Raw genomic sequence first — 16,172 nt, forward strand, 5'->3', positions numbered from 1 at the left:
GTGCAACTCCCCGTCGTGTCACAGCGACGCGACGAGGGCGTTCAGGGTGGCGGAGCTGCTGTGCGCGGGATGCCACCCGAGGTCGCGCTTGGCCTTCGAGGTGTCCATGACGACGGACGTCCGTCCCACGTGCACCCACTCCACCATCGACGGGACGAACGGGAGGGTGCGGATCACCGCCGACGCCGCAGACCCGAGGAGGGACGGCACCCGTACCGGGAAGGCGCCCAGCGCGGCCGCCACCTGCGACAGGGACACCACCCCGTCGCCCGCGATGTTGTACGGGCCGGGAGGTGCGTCCGTGGTCGCGGCGAGCGCGATGGCCGTCGCCACGTCGTCGTGGTGCACCAGTTGCAGCGGGTGTCCCGGGTCGGGGAACACCGGACGCACCGCGCCGACCACGGCCCCCAGTGGTGCGGGGAGCTGGGCGGCGATCGAGCGCCACGGCATGGAGTCGGCCAGGGCGGGCGCTTTCGGGCCGGCGACGATGCACGGCCGCAGGACGTACACCTCGAGGTCCGATCCCGCGGTGACCTCGTCGAGGACCTCCTCGAGTTCGGCCTTCTGCTCGGAGTAGTAGTGCTCCTTCGATCCGCGCGTCGGTGTGTCCTCGGTCAGCGGCACCCGGTTGTCCGAGTGATAGCCGTACGCGGCGACGGACGAGGTGTAGACGAGCCGTGTCGGCCGCGCGGCGGCCACCGTCGCCTCGAAGACGGTGCGAGTCCCGGCCAGGTTGATCCGTGAACTCTCGGCCCGCGATCCCATGATGAGGAAGGCGAGGTGCACCACGACATCCGCCTCGGCGACGAAGGCGTCCACCGCCTCACGATCGAGTATGTCGCCCTGCCGGTACTCCGTCTTGGTCCAGCCGTGCTCGTCCACGTCGAACGGTCGTCGCGCCATGCCGAGGATGCGGTCCACGGCCGGATCGCGCTCGAGCGCGTCCACCGCCGACATGCCGATCTCGCCGGTCGGACCGGTCACTGCCACTGTGAGTCCCATGGGTCGATGATGCCCGCTGACGTCGGGATTCAAGCAAGGTTCGGTGGGAGTGAGAGACTGCGACGATGCAGGATCCGGACCATGTTCTCGGCGCGCTCCGTCGCTCACCCGATGTCGAGGCGCCCAATCTCCACGCCGTCGACGCCTCCGACCGGCTGATCCTGGCCGAGGCCGCGGAGTCGACCTCCACCGCCGAGCCCGGGTCGGTCGCGGTGATCGGCGACCGGTACGGCGCGCTGACCCTCGGGACCGCCGCCGCGCACGGCCTCACCGGCATTCGCGTGCACCAGGATCCCCTCACCTCCGAGCTCGCGCTGGCCCGCAACGCCGGCACGCTCGGCCTCGGCGACGTCTACACGAGCCACGCGTTGGATCGAGAGTTGCTCGACGGTGCGACCGTGGTGCTGCTGCAGCTTCCCCGCGCCCTCGCCGAGCTCACCGAGATCGCCGAAGCCGTTGCCCGCTGGGCGGATCCGTCGGTCCGCGTCATCTCGGCGGGTCGACTCAAACACATGAGTCGGTCGATGAACGACGTGCTCGCCGCGAACTTCACCGACGTGGGGGCCACCCGTGCGGCGCAGAAGTCTCGCGGGTTGGTGGCGACCGGGCCGCTGCCTCGCGAGAGCGCGACGTACCCCGTGTCGACCCTCCTCCCCGATCTGGACCTCACCGTGGTCGCCCACGGTGCCGTCTTCTCCGGGGACCGGCTGGACATCGGCACCCGATACCTGTGCACGTTCCTCGACCGGATATCGCCCGACGCGCGCCGCATCGTCGATCTGGGGTGCGGGACCGGCATTCTCGCGGCCCTCGCCGCGCGCCTACGGCCGGACGCGGAGGTGGTCGCCACCGATCGCTCGGCCGCGGCGGTGGCGTCGGCGGCGGCCACGGCGGAGGCGTCCGGCGTGCGGGTGACGGCGCGTCGGGACGACGCCATGGCGTCGGAGGCACCCGCGAGCGCCGACGTGATCCTGTGCAATCCGCCGTTCCACGAGAACGCGGCCGTGCACACCGGGGGAGCGGAGAAACTGTTCGCGGCCGCGCGGACCGTCCTGCGCCCCGGCGGCGAACTGTGGGCGGTGCACAACTCACACCTGCGGTTCCGCTCCGTGCTCGCGCGCATGGTCGGGCCGACGGAGGTGATGGGCCGCAACGACAAGTTCACCGTCACCCGGTCGATCAGGTGACGGTGAACATCTCGGCCGCGGTCCGGCGGTCGTGACTCAGTCGAAGTAGGAACCCGCGTCCTCGGTGGTCCCGTCGATCTGGCCGCGGTGCGTCGCGGAGTTCTCCACCACGACTCCGTCCACCACGTCCGCGTCCTTCACGGCGGCGCCGTCGGTGCCGTCGTCCTCCGTGGCGTCCGCGATGTAGTCGTTCTCGTCGTCGCTGTCGACGACCCGGTCCACCAGTTCCTCGGTCAGGTCGTCGTCGGGTGTCGCCGCGACGGGGACGTCGAGTTCCTCTTCGAGCGGGATGTCCGGCACTTCCTCGGCCAGCTTCTGGTCGAGGCTCTCACCCTCCCGCGCCTCGCGTTCGGTGGTGCCGAACTTGTCGGCCTCGGTCCACGAGTCCGGCGGGGTGACCACGTCGTCGACGTCGTCCGTGCCTCGGATCTCGTCCGAGTCGAGACTCTCACTCTGGTCCAGCGTGTCTCCGGGTCCGTCTTCGATGCTCATGAGGGAGAAGGTGCCCGGATCGCCCGAGCGACAAACGTGAGCGGACAAACGTGCGCCGACCGTGTGTACTGATGCGGTACTGCGCTGGGGGAACGGCGACGTTCGCCCGGTACAGTCCGTTTTGTCCGATGGGAACTTTTCCGTCGCATCCGAACGTTGAGAGATACACAGGCTCCACCACACGAAAGGGATGAGACACGGTGCGCACTTCCAGCAACCCGGTGTTCCGCAATCTGCCCAAGCAGGCGGGAGGCGGATATGCCTCCTTCGGTTCGGCCGCCGCCGGTGCCGGTGCGGTCACCCAGCAATACGGCTCCCCGCAGGGACAGCCGCAGCCGTACCAGACCGGTCCGCAGCAGCGTGCGATGACGATCGACGACGTGGTCACCAAGACGGCCACCACGCTCGGTGTCCTGACGGTGTTCGCCATCGCGTCCTACGTGCTCGCGAGCAACAACCCCGGCCTCGCCCCGATGTTCGTCATCGGCGGCGGACTCATCGGCTTCGTCCTCGTCCTCGTGGCGACGTTCGGCCGCAAGATGGACAGTGCGCCCCTGGTGCTCGCGTACGCGGCCTTCGAGGGCGTGTTCCTCGGTGCCCTGTCGCTCATGTTCACCGACATCAGCTTCGGCGGCGTCGGCGGCAGTGCGCTCATCGCCCAGGCCGTGCTCGGCACCTTCGGCGTCTTCTTCGGCATGCTCGTCGTCTACAAGACCGGCGCCATCCGTGTCACGCCGCGCCTCACCCGCATGGTCGTCGGCGCCCTCATCGGTGTCGTCGTGCTCATGCTCGGTAACCTGGTCGCCAGCTTCTTCACCCCCGGCGGGCTCGGACTGCGTGACGGCGGCACCGTCGCCATCATCTTCAGCCTCGTCTGCATCGGCATCGCCGCGTTCAGCTTCCTGCTCGACTTCGACTCCGCCGACCAGCTGATCCGTGCCCAGGCACCGGAGAAGGCTGCCTGGGGCGTCGCGCTCGGTCTGACCATCACCCTGGTCTGGCTGTACGTCGAGATTCTGCGACTGCTGAGCTACTTCAACAACGACTAGTTCCAGCGGTAGTCGTCACAGCCGACAGCCCCCGTCCTCCTCTCGGAGGGCGGGGGCTGTTCGCTGTGTACGGGACGACTCAGCTGAGGCGCTCGAGCACCATGGCCATGCCCTGTCCGCCGCCGACGCACATGGTCTCGAGACCGAACTGCTTGTCGTGGGCGCGCAGGTTGTTCAGCAGGGTGGCGGTGATGCGGGCACCGGTCATGCCGAAGGGGTGTCCGAGGGCGATGGCGCCGCCGGAGACGTTGATCTTGTCCTCGTCGATCTTCAGCTCGCGGGCGGAGCCGATCACCTGGACGGCGAAGGCCTCGTTGATCTCGACGAGGTCGATGTCGTCGATCGTCTTGCCTGCGAGCGCGAGCGCCTTCTTCGACGCCTCGATGGGGCCGAGGCCCATGATCTCGGGCGAGAGGCCCGAGACGCCGGTGGACACGACGCGGGCGAGCGGGGTCAACCCGAGCTCCTTGGCCTTGGTGTCGGACATGATCACCAGTGCTGCGGCGCCGTCGTTCAGCGGGCAGGCGTTGCCGGCGGTGATGGTGCCGTCCGGGCGGAAGACCGGCTTGAGCTGCGAGATCTTCTCGTAGGTGGTGCCGGCGCGGGGGCCGTCGTCGGTGGACACGACGGTGCCGTCGGGCAGCGTGACCGGGGTGATCTCGTTCTGGAAGTGGCCCTTGGCGATGGCCTCCTCGGCTCGGTTCTGGCTGCGGACGCCCCAGTGGTCCTGCTCCTCACGGCTGATGCCGGTGAGCTGGGCGACGTTCTCCGCGGTCTGGCCCATCGCGATGTAGGCGTCGGGGAGGTTGCCGTTCTCGCGGGGGTCGGACCAGGTCTGGCCACCCTCGGCGATCTTCTCGGTGCGGGCCTGCGCGTCGGCGTAGATGGGGTTCTGGGTGTCCGGGTAGGAGTCGGAGTTGCCCTTGACGAAGCGGGATACCGTCTCGACGCCCGCGGAGATGAACACGTCGCCCTCGCCGGCCTTGATGGCGTGCAGTGCCATGCGGGTGGTCTGCAGCGACGACGAGCAGTAGCGGGTGATGGTGGTGCCGGGGAGGAAGTCGTAGCCGAGCTGGATGGCGACGTTGCGGCCGATGTTGAAGCCCTGCTCGCCGCCGGGCAGACCGCAGCCCATGAGGAGGTCGTCGATCATGGTGGGGTCGAGGGCGGGCACCTTGTCGAGGGCTGCCTTGACCATCTGCGCTGCGAGGTCGTCGGGACGCATGCTGACGAGCGACCCCTTCATCGCGCGCCCGATGGGCGAACGGGCCACGGACACGATCACTGCTTCTGGCATGGGAGGACTCCTCGGGTTGGCGACGATATGACTGGAGGGTAACTCTCGTCCGGTGGGCCCCCGGTCACTGCAGGGCGTCTCGCGGTCGTAGCCGCGACACGTGGCGGTTGGCCGAGGCGGTGAGGCGGGCGACGAGGCGACGCTGCTCGGCGACGTCCGACACCGTGGGCAGCGTCGGCAGGGGGCCGCCCGCCCATTCGCCCAGCGCGGCCGCCAGCACGGGCAGGATCTGCTGGGCAGCGAGTTCGTATCCGGCAGCGGACGGATGGAAACGGTCGGCCGAGAACATCCGCTCCGGCGCCGCGAGGAACTCCGGGGCGAGCAGATCCGCCAGCGCGACGGGGTGGCCGCCGGCGGCGAGCGTCGCCGACGTCTGAGCCCGCGCGAGTCGGTGGCCCCACGTCCGCACGACAGCGCGGAGCGGCTGCGGGATGGCGGTGACGACACCGAGATCCGGGCACGTCCCGACGACCACGACGGTGCCCTCCGCCCGCAGGCGACGCACCGCGGTACGCAGACGCTCGGCCGAGGCCGCCACCGCATGCTTCTTGGTCACGTCGTTCGCGCCGATGAAGATGACCGCCGCATCGGGCCGGTCGTGGTGGGCGACCAGCATCGCATCGACCTGACCCTCGAGTCCCTTGGACGTCGCGCCGGGAATGGCCTTGGTGCTGAGCCGGATCCGCTTCCCGCTCTCGTCGGCGAGACCGCGCGCGATCAGCACGCCCGGCACGTCGTCCGCGACGACGCAGCCCATGCCGGCGGCCGTCGAGTCGCCGAAGATCATCAGGTGCAGGTCGGACTGCACGCCGGGCCGCCACCGCTGGGGGACGCGCGCACCCGGGGCGTACACACCGTCGGCCTCGGGCGGCCGGTCCGTGCTGCGGCCGATCACCGTCCGAGCAGCGGCCGCCTGTGCCAGCAGATGCCGGTACGCGGCCCAGGACAGTGTTCCCGCGCCGGATCCCGCGACGACGGTGGCGGCTCCCGCCACTGCTGCCTGTCGCCACCCACCGCGACCCGAGCCGCCCTGCTGCATCGCACCTCCGCTCACCTGTCCGATTCTAGGTGCGCCGACGGCGGTGCCGTGCAGTGCGATCGCCGCAGCGCGACGAGGCTCGGTGGGTGTCCGGCCGGACATCTGGGAGGATGGACACATGCGCATTGCAAACAGCGTCGTCGACCTCATCGGCAACACCCCGCTGGTCAAGCTGAACACCGTCGTCGCCCCCGGGTCCGCACTCCTCGCCGCCAAGGTGGAGTACCTCAATCCCGGTGGCAGTTCGAAGGACCGCATCGCCGTCAAGATGATCGAGGCGGCCGAGGCGTCCGGTGAACTGAAGCCCGGCGGCACCATCGTCGAGCCCACCTCCGGCAACACCGGAGTCGGCCTGGCCCTCGTCGCACAGCAGCGCGGCTACAAGTGCGTCTTCGTGTGCCCCGACAAGGTCGGCGAGGACAAGCGCAACGTCCTACGTGCCTACGGCGCGCAGGTCGTCGTGTGCCCCACCGCGGTCGCCCCCGAGGATCCGGACAGCTACTACAGCGTCTCGGACCGCCTCGTGCGCGAGATCGACGGTGCCTGGAAGCCCAACCAGTACGCCAACCCGGGTGGTCCGCAGAGCCACTACGAGACCACCGGACCCGAGATCTGGAACGACACGGACGGCAAGATCACGCACTTCGTCGCCGGCGTCGGTACCGGCGGCACCATCACCGGAACCGGTCGCTACCTCAAGGAGATGTCGGGCGGTGCGGTGAAGATCATCGGCGCCGATCCCGAGGGCTCCGTCTACTCGGGCGGGACCGGCCGGCCGTACCTCGTCGAGGGCGTGGGCGAGGACTTCTGGCCCAGCGCGTACGACCCGTCGATCCCGGACGAGATCATCGCCGTGTCCGACGCCGACTCGTTCGAGATGACGCGTCGCCTCGCCCGCGAGGAGGGTCTGCTGGTCGGCGGATCCTGCGGTATGGCCATGGTCGCCGCGCTGCAGGTGGCCGAGCGCGAGGGCCCGGAGGCCCTCGTCGTCGTCCTGCTGCCCGACGGTGGTCGCGGCTACCTCGGCAAGATCTTCAACGACAAGTGGATGAGCTCCTACGGCTTCCTGCGCACCCGGCTCGACGGCGGCACCGCCGAGCCCACCGTCGGTGACGTGCTGCGCGGCAAGTCCGGCGCACTGCCCGACCTCGTGCACACGCACCCGTCCGAGACGCTGCGCGACGCCATCGAGATCCTGCGCGAGTACGGCGTCTCCCAGATGCCGGTCGTCGGCGCCGAGCCGCCGGTCATGGCGGGCGAGGTCGCGGGCAGTGTCAGCGAGCGCGATCTGCTCAGTGCCGTGTTCGAGGGCCGGGCCAACCTGTCCGACGCCGTGAAGACGCACATGAGTGCGCCGTTCCCGCTCATCGGTGCCGGTGAGCCGGTCTCGGCCGCGACGAAGACGCTCGGCGACACCGACGCCGTCATGGTCGTCGACGACGGCAAGCCGGTCGGCGTCATCACCCGCCACGATCTCCTCGGATTCGTCACCACCGCGTCCTGACGCGGCGACGTACTGACCCAGCCCGACCGGCCTCCGGCCTGCCCGCTCGTTAGGCTGGTCTGCATGAGTGAGCAGCGCAGCAAGTCCGACACGACGTCCTGGCAGGGGTTCTCCACTCGCGCGGTGCACGCCGGGTACGAGCCCGACCCGCTGACCGGTGCGGTCAACGTCCCGATCTACGCGAGCTCCACCTTCGCCCAGGACGGCGTGGGCGGTATGCGCAGCGGGTTCGAGTACGCCCGCACCGGCAACCCGACCCGGCGTCCGCTCGAGGCCAACCTGGCAGCCCTCGAGAACGGCCACTACGGTCGCGCGTTCTCCTCGGGCATGGCCGCGACGGACGCCCTCCTGCGGGCGTCGCTGCGCCCGGGCGACCACCTCGTGATCCCGAACGACGCGTACGGCGGCACCTTCCGGCTCATCGACAAGGTGTTCACCCAGTGGGGCATCGAGTACTCGGTGGCCGCGGTGTCGGACGTCGACGCCGTGCGCGAGGCCATTCGCCCCAACACGAAGCTGGTCTGGGTCGAGACGCCCACCAACCCGCTGCTCAACGTCGGCGACATCGAGGCTCTGTCGGGCGTCGCACACGAGGCGGGCGCGAAGATCGTCGTCGACAACACGTTCGCGTCGCCGTACCTGCAGCAGCCCCTCACGCTCGGCGCCGATGTGGTGCTGCACTCGACGACCAAGTACATCGGTGGACACTCCGACGTCGTCGGCGGCGCCCTCGTGTGCAACGACGAGGAACTGGACGCGTCGTTCGCCTTCCTGCAGAACGGCGCCGGCGGTGTTCCCGGACCGTTCGACGCGTTCCTGACACTGCGCGGCATCAAGACGCTCGCCCTGCGCATGGAGCGGCACAGCGACAACGCCGAGAAGATCGTCGAGCTGCTGACGGGTCACCCCGCCGTCTCCTCGGTCATCTACCCGGGATCCGAGAGCCACCCGTCCCACGCCGTCGCCGCCAAGCAGATGCGTCGGTTCGGCGGCATGGTGTCGGTCCGTCTGAAGGGTGGCCGCCAGGCGGCGCTCGACCTCTGCGCGCGCACCGAGATCTTCACTCTCGCCGAGTCGTTGGGCGGCGTCGAGTCGTTGATCGAGCATCCCGGCGCCATGACCCACGCCTCCACCGCCGGCTCGCTGCTCGAGGTGCCGGACGACCTGGTGCGCCTGTCCGTCGGCATCGAGGACGCCGCAGACCTGGTCGGCGACATCGAACAGGCGCTCGCCTGACGCTCGACGGCGAACAGGCGCTCGCCTGGGAGTATTCGGGTTTAGGGTTCCAGCCATGGATCTCCTCACCGCCGACCGGCTGGACCGCGCCACCGCGCTGCTCGCCCCGGTCATGCGCCGCACACCCCTCGTGGCCTCCCGTGTCCTGTCCGATCGCACCGACCGTCAGGTGTGGCTCAAGTGCGAGAACCTGCAGCGCACCGGATCGTTCAAGCCGCGGGGTGCGTACAACCGCATCGCGGGTCTGACCGACGAGGAGCGCGCTCGTGGGGTGGTCGCGGCCAGCGCCGGCAATCACGCGCAGGGCGTCGCGTGGGCGGCGTCGGAACTCGGGGCCGCGTCGACGGTGTTCATGCCGAACGGTGCTCCCCTGCCGAAGTTGGTGGCCACCAAGGCGTACGGGGCCACCATCCACCAGGTGGGCACCACCATCGACGAGGCGCTGCTCGCGGCCATGGCATTCGCCGAGGAGACCGGCGCCGTGCTGATCCACCCGTTCGATCACATCGACGTGGTGGCGGGCCAGGCCACCGTGGGTGTGGAGATTCTCGACCAGATGCCCGATGTGGGCACCATCGTGGTGCCGACCGGCGGCGGCGGTCTCGTCGCCGGCATCGCCGCCGCCGTCGCGTTGAGCGGCAAGGACATTCGCATCGTCGGGGTCCAGGCGGAACAGGCCGCCGCGTGGCCCGGATCGCTCGAGGCCGGTATGCCGATCTCCGCCGAACGGATGTCGACGATGGCCGACGGTATCGCCGTGGGGCGTCCCGGGGCGGTGCCCTTCGCACATGTCACCGAGATGGTGGACCGCGTGATCACTGTCAGCGAGGACGCGCTGTCTCGGGCGCTGCTGCTGTGCATGGAGCGCGCCAAGCTCATCGTCGAAGCCGCGGGGGCTGCGGCCGTCGCTGCGCTCATGGACCACCCCGAGCAGTTCCACGGTGACGGGCCGATCGTCGCCGTTCTGTCCGGCGGAAACATCGATCCGCTCCTGCTGACGCACGTCGTCGCGCACGGGTTGCGAGCGGCGGGTCGCTATCTGACGGTGCGCATCGTCATTCCCGACCGCCCGGGCGGCCTCGTGGGGGTGCTCGGCGTGGCACGCGACACTGCCGCGAGTGTGGTCGACGTGGTGCACGCGCGCACGGCAGGGCGGCTGGCGATGGACGAGGTGGAGATCATGATGACCCTGGAGACCAGGGGGCCGGATCACCGTGCCGCTGTGCTGTCGGGTCTCGCGGCCGCCGGATACGAGGCCGAAGTTCAGGAGTGATCAGGCGGCGATGAAGACCGTGGCCGAGGCGTGGTCGGCGGCACCGTCGACCAGCGCGTCGGCGCCCGCCGCCGCGGCTCGCGACCACGCGGCTGCCACCACGGGGGAGGGTGCGGCCACCGTGGCCGTGGTGGTGGCCGTGCTGGTGACCACCGTGGTCCCCGAGGCGATCGGGACGAGGCGTTCCGCCGAGCCGTCGATCACCGAGATCTGCCATCCCCGTGCGGATTCCGGTCCGGCGACGGCGATGTGGGTGTCGGTCGAGTGTGCACCCGAGACCGACACCAGCGCGCCGCACCCGAAGCGGCGTGCGATCGTCGCGGCGATGCGCTCGACGACGACGGCGAGCGCTGTCGCGTCCAGATCGAGTGTGGCCCAAGCCGGGAGACGCACATCGAGGCCCTCGATCTCGATGGCGTCGTGAGTGTCCGTGCTCTGTGTGCGGAGTGGATCGACGGCGCCCGACGTGAGGGTGGCGGCGTCGAGGGCGTGCCGGAGCTGGTCCGCCAGAGCAGGGGAGACGCGCACGGTCCGGCCGAAGGAGCGGTTCAGTCGCTGCAGTTCGGAGTCCGCACGGGTGAGCGAGACGATGTCGAGCCACGTGTCCAGGGCGGTGCGCGCCGCGGCTGCCGCATCGGTGATCACGGCCGCGTCGGTGACGACCACCCGCACGTGGCGGTCGTCGATGTCGAACCCTGCGAATGCCTTCGTGGCGAGACTCATCTGGTGGCACCTCCGTCGTGACTATCGTTCGACCTGCACGTGCCCGTTACACGAGTAGGGCTTCGGGTCTGGCGGCCGTACGGATGGGACACGCGTTCGGCCCCGTACGCGGACGTACGGGGCCGAACGGACGTGCATGGTGCGAGATCAGTTGTGGTACGGCTCTGCGCTCGCGAGCGTGACCTTCATGGTCTTGCCGTTGGGCAACGAGTACTCGCGCGTGTCGCCGACCTTGGCGTCGATCAGCGCGCCGCCGAGAGGCGAGTTGGGGGAGTAGACCTCGAGCTTGCCGTCCCGGGCGCCCTCCTCGCGGGTGGCGATGAGGAACGTCTCGGAGTCGGACTCGTCACCGTCGTAGTAGACCTTGACGACCGATCCGGGGAGCGCGACGCCCGACTGGGTGGGAGCCTCGCCGACCTTGGCGTTGTTCAGCAGCTCCTGCAGCTGGCGGATACGCGCCTCCTGCTGGCCCTGCTCCTCGCGGGCGGCGTGGTATCCACCGTTCTCCTTGAGGTCGCCCTCTTCCCGTCGCTCGTTGATCTCCGCGGCGATGACGGGTCGGTTGGCGATGAGCTGGTCGAGTTCGCCCTTGAGCCTGTCGTGCGACTCCTGGGTCAGCCAGGTCACCTGGGTCTCGCTCATCTCGATCACTCCCTCGTGTTCTTCAGAGCCGTTCGGCTCCGGTATTCGTAGGCGGCGTGCGGTGGTGTCACCGAGCCCACACGTGAAAGAGAGCCCGCGCTGGTGCGCGAGCTCGGTCACGAGCAGGGCGTTCCGCCGAGGCGAAACGCGGTCGATGCGAACGGCCCTTGGCTCGAGTGCTCGCGTTACGCCCGTCAATGCAGCAATACACGGCCCCACTGGGTGAGCCGTGTACGAACTGATTTTACCACGAAAGAACTTCGTGGTTTCTTGGTCGGCACCCGACGGTCACCGAGGTGTGAGATGTTCCGGCACGTCCAGGCTGCATCCGTAGAGGTCTGCCAGGCCCGGCGCGGCCGACGTGATGACGAAGCTGCGGACGTCTTCGGTGCCGTTCTCGGACGCCGGGATCACCACCTCGCGCCGGCCGGTCTCGGTGCCGTCGCGTGACCGCGACCGGATGATGCAGACCGCGGGCTGCGACGGGTCGTCCCTGGTCACGTTCAGGCGTACGTCCACGCGGTCCTCGCCGACGATGTCGAAGGACACCATCGTCCCGTCGACGTCGGGGGTGGTGAACTTGGTGTAGCCGAGGTAGGCGACGGCCACGCCCAGTGCGATGACCAGCAGCGTCAGAGCCACGGCGAGGACACGGGACGGGGCGATTCCCCGACTGGTGGGGTAGCGCCCCTCGGGGAGACTCTGCGGCGTGGTGGACATCGCCGTCGAACTTACCCGCGGACCTGGTCCCGCCTCTCCGGGGTGCCCGAGGGAGTGGAACTATTGACGGTGCCCGGACCGGAACCGGAGCACCACCGATAGTTGAAGTGAGGCACACGTGAGCGGACTGCGACTGATGGCAGTGCACGCCCATCCCGACGACGAGTCCTCGAAGGGCGCGGCCACCATGGCGCGATACGCGGCCGAGGGCAACGAGGTGCTGGTGGTCACGCTCACCGGCGGTGAGCGCGGCGACATCCTCAACCCGGCCATGGACATCCCCGGTGTGCGCGAGCGCATGTCCGAGGTGCGCAAGGAGGAGATGGCCGCTGCCGCAGCCATTCTCGGGGTGCAGCAGACGTGGCTGGGGTTCGTGGACTCCGGTCTGCCGGAGGGCGATCCGCTGCCGCCGCTTCCCGAGGGATGCTTCGCGCTGGTGCCGCTCGAGGAGTCGACCGAGGCTCTGGTGCGCGTGGTGCGCGACTTCAGGCCGCACGTCATGACGACCTACGACGAGAAGGGTGGCTACCCCCACCCCGATCACATCCGCTGCCACGAGGTGTCGGTCGCCGCCTACGAGGCGGCCGGCGATGCCGAGCAGTTCCCCGGAACGGGCGAGGCGTGGGAGGTCTCGAAGCTCTACTACTCCCACGGCTTCATCCGCCAGCGCATGCAGTTGTTCGACGACGAGATGATCGCCTCCGGTCAGGAGGGGCCGTTCACGGAATGGCTCGCACAGTGGCCGAAGGATCGCGGCGAGATCATGGAGCGCGTCACCACCCAGGTGGAGTGCGCGGACTTCTTCCAGCAGCGTGACGACGCACTGCGTGCGCACCGCACCCAGATCGATCCGAACGGCCGCTTCTTCGCGGTCCCGGTCGACGTGCAGAAGAAGCTGTGGCCGACCGAGGAGTACGAGCTCGCGCGGACCCGCGTGCGCACGTCGCTGCCCGAGACCGACCTGTTCGCCGGGATCGAGTCCTAGATGACCGTGCTCAGCGCGTCGATCATGCTGGCGCAGAACAACACCGGGCCCGAGTTCGGCAAGGCCTCACCCGTCGGTCTCGTCATCATCGTGCTGTTGCTCATCGGTACCGCCCTGTTGGTGCGGTCGATGAACGCGCACTTCAAGAAGCTCCCGGCGTCCTTCGAGCCGGAGGATCCGACTCCGGACCAGGCCGCGGACGAGGGCACGGACCGCGGAGGCTTCCGACCCGAGCGGTGAGGGGCTTCCGACCCGAGCGGTGAGGGGCTTGCGACCCGAGCGGTGATTGCGCCGGGTGTCACGGGGGACACTGCAGGGGTGGCCACCCGTGAGCGCAACACCCTGTCCGACTCGACGAGCCCCTACCTGCGTCAGCACGCCGACAATCCCGTGCACTGGCAGCAGTGGGGTGACGACGCCCTGGCGTGGGCTCGCGAACGAGACGTCCCGGTCCTGCTGTCGGTGGGCTACTCGGCGTGTCACTGGTGTCACGTGATGGCACACGAGTCGTTCGAGAACGACGCCATCGCGGAGATCATGAACGCGAACTTCGTGTGCATCAAGGTCGATCGCGAGGAACGCCCCGACATCGACGCCGTCTACATGAACGCGACGGTCGCGATGACGGGCCAGGGCGGCTGGCCGATGACGGCGTTCCTCACCCCCGACGCGGAACCGTTCTACTGCGGCACCTACTTCCCGCCCACGCCGCGGCAGGGGATGCCGTCGTTCACGCAACTGCTCGAGGCCATCTCCGAGACGTGGCGCACCCGTCGTGACGAGGTGCAGCAGGCGTCGGCCTCCGTGGTCGCGGAACTGCGCAGGACCGCCGCGGGCATTCCGGAGGGCGACCGCGTCGTCGACGCCGCTCTGCTCGACGAGGCGGTGGCGCGCGTCCTGACGGACGAGGACGTGCCGCGCGGCGGCTTCGGAGGAGCACCGAAGTTCCCACCGTCGTCTCTCGTGGAGGGACTGCTCCGCCACGTCGAGCGGACCGGGTCGGAGCCTGCCCGCGCTGCGGTGGGCCGTACCGCCGACGCCATGGCCCGCGGCGGGATGTACGACCAGCTCGGGGGCGGTTTCGCTCGGTACTCCGTCGATGCGGACTGGGTGGTGCCGCACTTCGAGAAGATGCTCTACGACAACGCGTTGCTGCTGCGCTTCTACGCTCACCTGGCGCGCCGCGGCGATGCGTTCGCTCATCGTGTGGCCGTCGACACCGCCGACTTCCTCCTGCGCGATCTCGGCACGGACGACGGGTGCTTCGCCTCCGCCCTGGACGCCGACACCGACGGGGTGGAGGGACTGACCTACGCGTGGACACCCGCGCAGCTGGTCGAGGTGCTGGGCGCCGAGGACGGGGCCCGCGCCGCACAGGTGTTCGGGGTGACCGACACGGGCACGTTCGAGGAGGGGGCGTCCGTGTTGCAGTTGCGGGCCGAACCGACGGACCCCGAGCGTTTCGCACGCATGCGCGCAGCACTGGCCGCGTCACGTGCCACGCGTCCTCAGCCGGGGCGCGACGACAAGGTGGTGACCGCCTGGAACGGCTTCGCGATCACGGCGCTGGCCGAGGGCGGCGCCGCGCTGGGGTGCCGCAACTGGGTCGATGCGGCAGCACGCTGCGCGGACCGCATCCTGGACCTGCACCGCGTCGACGGCCGACTACGGCGTGCGTCCCTGGGCGGTGTCGTGGGCGATGCGGCGGCCATCGCGGAGGATCACGGCGCACTCGCCGTCGCTCTCGCCGCGCTGCACCAGGCGACCGGGGAGGCACGCTGGCTGACGGCGGCGGAGGAGATACTCGACGTCGCGCTCGACCACTTCGCCGATCCTGAGCAGCCGGGCAGCTGGTTCGACACCGCCGACGACGCGGAGACGCTCGTGACCCGGCCTCGCGATCCACTCGACAACGCGACCCCGTCCGGAGCGGCACTGATCACCGAGGCTCTGCTGACGGTGGCCGCGTCCAGCGAGAACTCCTCGCGCTTCGGTGCGGCGGCGGACAGGTCGCTGGCGCGAGCGTCGATCCTCCTCGAGCGGGCACCCCGGTCGGCCGGCCACTGGCTGACCGTCGCGGAAGCCGCGGTGGCGGGACCGGTGCAGGTGGCGATCGCCACGCAGTCCGTCGACGACGACCTCGTGCGCACCGCCCGCCGCGTCGCCGCCGGCGGCACGGTCGTGATCGCGGGTCCGCCCGACTCGGTCCCGCTGCTCGCGGATCGCCCGCTGGTGAGCGGCGAGTCGGCCGCGTACGTCTGTCACGGCTTCGTGTGCGACCGACCGGTCACCGACCCCGAGGACCTGACCGCACTCCTGGTCCGGTGACGCCGGATCAGGTGAAGAGCACCAGCCACACGGCGATGTAGTGGCACACCGCGGCGACGACCGTCGCGGCGTGGAAGAACTCGTGATGGCCGAACGTGGTGGGCCACGGGTTGGGCCACTTCGTTGCGTAGAGAACCGCGCCGATGCTGTAGAACACGCCGCCCGCCACCAGCAGTGCCATCGGTCCGACGCCCACACGATGGGTGAGTTCGCCCGCGACCGGCACGATGGCCCAGCCCAGCACGAGATACAGGGGCACGCCCAACCAGCGGGGGGCGGTGGGCCACAACATCTTCAGGGTGACCCCGGCCAGCGCACCGGCCCACACCACGATCAGCACGATGGTTCCGGTCCGGCTCGGCAGCCCGAGCACCGCGAACGGCGTGTAGCTGCCGGCGATGAACAGGAAGATCATCGAGTGATCGGCGCGCTTCATCCACGTCCGGCTCCGCACGGTCTGCCAGTGGACGCGGTGGTAGGTCGCGCTCACGCCGAAGAGACCACACGTCGCGATGGCGTAGACGGTGATCGCGAGACCGGCCCGGACGGACACCGCCGAGTAGGCGAGCACCACGAGCACGATCCCGCAGACCACCGACACACCGAAGGCATAGAGGTGGATCCACCCGCGCATGCGCGGCTTCACCGGCAGTTCGTCGAGGCCGAAGACAGTCACGAACCTACGGTACCGTAGG

16 protein-coding genes are annotated in these 16,172 nt (G+C 69.5%); 8 read left to right on the forward strand and 8 right to left on the reverse strand.

Annotated elements, in window-relative coordinates; translation table 11 throughout:
* Nucleotides 1-18: 18 nt before the first annotated feature.
* Nucleotides 19-1,002, reverse strand: coding sequence for an NAD-dependent epimerase/dehydratase family protein (locus HQ325_RS07765; RefSeq protein WP_222627471.1), 984 nt, complete (start codon nt 1,000-1,002; stop codon nt 19-21).
* A gap of 65 nt (nt 1,003-1,067) precedes the next feature.
* Between HQ325_RS07765 and HQ325_RS07770 the strand changes: the two genes are divergently transcribed.
* Complete coding sequence (locus HQ325_RS07770) at nt 1,068-2,189, forward strand: class I SAM-dependent methyltransferase (protein WP_222627834.1); 1,122 nt, start codon at nt 1,068-1,070, stop codon at nt 2,187-2,189.
* Between the two features lie 36 nt (nt 2,190-2,225).
* Here the strand turns inward: HQ325_RS07770 and HQ325_RS07775 are convergent, their stop codons facing one another.
* Nucleotides 2,226-2,681 carry a hypothetical protein gene (locus HQ325_RS07775; protein WP_222627835.1) on the reverse strand — a complete coding sequence of 152 codons (456 nt, stop codon included), beginning with the start codon at nt 2,679-2,681 and terminating at the stop codon, nt 2,226-2,228.
* A gap of 200 nt (nt 2,682-2,881) precedes the next feature.
* Here HQ325_RS07775 and HQ325_RS07780 point away from each other — a divergent pair, with 200 nt between their 5' ends.
* Nucleotides 2,882-3,730 (forward strand): Bax inhibitor-1/YccA family protein, encoded by an 849-nt coding sequence (locus tag HQ325_RS07780; protein ID WP_222627467.1) that lies wholly within the window; start codon nt 2,882-2,884, stop codon nt 3,728-3,730.
* A 79-nt stretch (nt 3,731-3,809) separates the two neighbouring features.
* On the opposite strand, the gene HQ325_RS07785 is transcribed toward HQ325_RS07780, so the two are convergent.
* Nucleotides 3,810-5,027, reverse strand: a complete 1,218-nt coding sequence (locus HQ325_RS07785; protein WP_222627837.1) for an acetyl-CoA C-acetyltransferase — start codon at nt 5,025-5,027, stop codon at nt 3,810-3,812.
* Nucleotides 5,028-5,091: 64 nt separating this feature from the next.
* Entirely contained in the window at nt 5,092-6,066 is a 975-nt protein-coding gene (locus HQ325_RS07790) for an SGNH/GDSL hydrolase family protein (protein WP_222629073.1), read from the reverse strand.
* Nucleotides 6,067-6,184: 118 nt separating this feature from the next.
* Between HQ325_RS07790 and HQ325_RS07795 the strand changes: the two genes are divergently transcribed.
* From HQ325_RS07795 to ilvA, 3 genes are all read left to right on the forward strand, one after another.
* Complete coding sequence (locus HQ325_RS07795; RefSeq protein WP_222627839.1) at nt 6,185-7,570, forward strand: cystathionine beta-synthase; 1,386 nt, start codon at nt 6,185-6,187, stop codon at nt 7,568-7,570.
* Nucleotides 7,571-7,633: 63 nt separating this feature from the next.
* Nucleotides 7,634-8,806: a cystathionine gamma-synthase gene (locus HQ325_RS07800; protein WP_056447615.1), complete on the forward strand. Its 1,173-nt coding sequence runs from the start codon at nt 7,634-7,636 to the stop codon at nt 8,804-8,806.
* 55 nt (nt 8,807-8,861) lie between these two features.
* Nucleotides 8,862-10,079 (forward strand): threonine ammonia-lyase, encoded by a 1,218-nt coding sequence (gene ilvA, locus HQ325_RS07805; RefSeq protein WP_222627841.1) that lies wholly within the window; start codon nt 8,862-8,864, stop codon nt 10,077-10,079.
* On the opposite strand, the gene HQ325_RS07810 is transcribed toward ilvA, so the two are convergent.
* The 3 genes from HQ325_RS07810 to HQ325_RS07820 form a co-directional block, all read right to left on the reverse strand.
* A complete protein-coding gene (locus HQ325_RS07810; RefSeq protein WP_222627843.1) occupies nt 10,080-10,802 on the reverse strand; it encodes an FAD:protein FMN transferase in 723 nt (240 codons plus the stop codon).
* Nucleotides 10,803-10,949: 147 nt separating this feature from the next.
* Nucleotides 10,950-11,444: a transcription elongation factor GreA gene (gene greA / locus HQ325_RS07815; protein WP_027503942.1), complete on the reverse strand. Its 495-nt coding sequence runs from the start codon at nt 11,442-11,444 to the stop codon at nt 10,950-10,952.
* Between the two features lie 288 nt (nt 11,445-11,732).
* On the reverse strand, nt 11,733-12,164 hold the full coding sequence (locus HQ325_RS07820) for a DUF4307 domain-containing protein (protein ID WP_204866684.1): 432 nt from the start codon (nt 12,162-12,164) through the stop codon (nt 11,733-11,735).
* A 136-nt stretch (nt 12,165-12,300) separates the two neighbouring features.
* On the opposite strand from HQ325_RS07820, the gene mca reads away from it, so the two are divergent.
* The 3 genes from mca to HQ325_RS07835 all read left to right on the forward strand — a co-directional run bounded on the left by mca (nt 12,301) and on the right by HQ325_RS07835 (nt 15,477).
* Nucleotides 12,301-13,149: a mycothiol conjugate amidase Mca gene (gene mca / locus HQ325_RS07825; RefSeq protein ID WP_222629075.1), complete on the forward strand. Its 849-nt coding sequence runs from the start codon at nt 12,301-12,303 to the stop codon at nt 13,147-13,149.
* Nucleotides 13,150-13,389 carry a hypothetical protein gene (locus HQ325_RS07830; RefSeq protein ID WP_204866685.1) on the forward strand — a complete coding sequence of 80 codons (240 nt, stop codon included), beginning with the start codon at nt 13,150-13,152 and terminating at the stop codon, nt 13,387-13,389.
* Between the two features lie 78 nt (nt 13,390-13,467).
* Nucleotides 13,468-15,477: a thioredoxin domain-containing protein gene (locus HQ325_RS07835; RefSeq protein WP_222627845.1), complete on the forward strand. Its 2,010-nt coding sequence runs from the start codon at nt 13,468-13,470 to the stop codon at nt 15,475-15,477.
* Nucleotides 15,478-15,484: 7 nt separating this feature from the next.
* On the opposite strand, the gene HQ325_RS07840 is transcribed toward HQ325_RS07835, so the two are convergent.
* The gene (locus HQ325_RS07840) at nt 15,485-16,153 is read right to left on the reverse strand and encodes a hemolysin III family protein (protein ID WP_222627847.1); all 669 of its coding nucleotides are present in this window, start codon (nt 16,151-16,153) and stop codon (nt 15,485-15,487) included.
* Between the last annotated feature and the right edge of the window lie 19 nt (nt 16,154-16,172).

Origin of the sequence: Rhodococcus sp. BP-349, from assembly GCF_019835845.1 — a bacterium.
In the GTDB taxonomy this organism is placed as follows: Bacteria; Actinomycetota; Actinomycetes; order Mycobacteriales; family Mycobacteriaceae; genus Rhodococcoides.

Coding starts and splice junctions, on each gene's coding strand:
- greA (WP_027503942.1), bottom strand. CDS start 11,444: ATGAGCGAGACCCAGGTGACCTGGCTGACCCAGGAGTCGCACGACAGG.
- mca (WP_222629075.1), top strand. CDS start 12,301: ATGGCAGTGCACGCCCATCCCGACGACGAGTCCTCGAAGGGCGCGGCC.
- HQ325_RS07785 (WP_222627837.1), bottom strand. CDS start 5,027: ATGCCAGAAGCAGTGATCGTGTCCGTGGCCCGTTCGCCCATCGGGCGC.
- HQ325_RS07830 (WP_204866685.1), top strand. CDS start 13,150: ATGACCGTGCTCAGCGCGTCGATCATGCTGGCGCAGAACAACACCGGG.
- HQ325_RS07775 (WP_222627835.1), bottom strand. CDS start 2,681: ATGAGCATCGAAGACGGACCCGGAGACACGCTGGACCAGAGTGAGAGT.
- HQ325_RS07790 (WP_222629073.1), bottom strand. CDS start 6,066: ATGCAGCAGGGCGGCTCGGGTCGCGGTGGGTGGCGACAGGCAGCAGTG.
- ilvA (WP_222627841.1), top strand. CDS start 8,862: ATGGATCTCCTCACCGCCGACCGGCTGGACCGCGCCACCGCGCTGCTC.
- HQ325_RS07820 (WP_204866684.1), bottom strand. CDS start 12,164: ATGTCCACCACGCCGCAGAGTCTCCCCGAGGGGCGCTACCCCACCAGT.
- HQ325_RS07800 (WP_056447615.1), top strand. CDS start 7,634: ATGAGTGAGCAGCGCAGCAAGTCCGACACGACGTCCTGGCAGGGGTTC.
- HQ325_RS07795 (WP_222627839.1), top strand. CDS start 6,185: ATGCGCATTGCAAACAGCGTCGTCGACCTCATCGGCAACACCCCGCTG.
- HQ325_RS07810 (WP_222627843.1), bottom strand. CDS start 10,802: ATGAGTCTCGCCACGAAGGCATTCGCAGGGTTCGACATCGACGACCGC.
- HQ325_RS07765 (WP_222627471.1), bottom strand. CDS start 1,002: ATGGGACTCACAGTGGCAGTGACCGGTCCGACCGGCGAGATCGGCATG.
- HQ325_RS07770 (WP_222627834.1), top strand. CDS start 1,068: ATGCAGGATCCGGACCATGTTCTCGGCGCGCTCCGTCGCTCACCCGAT.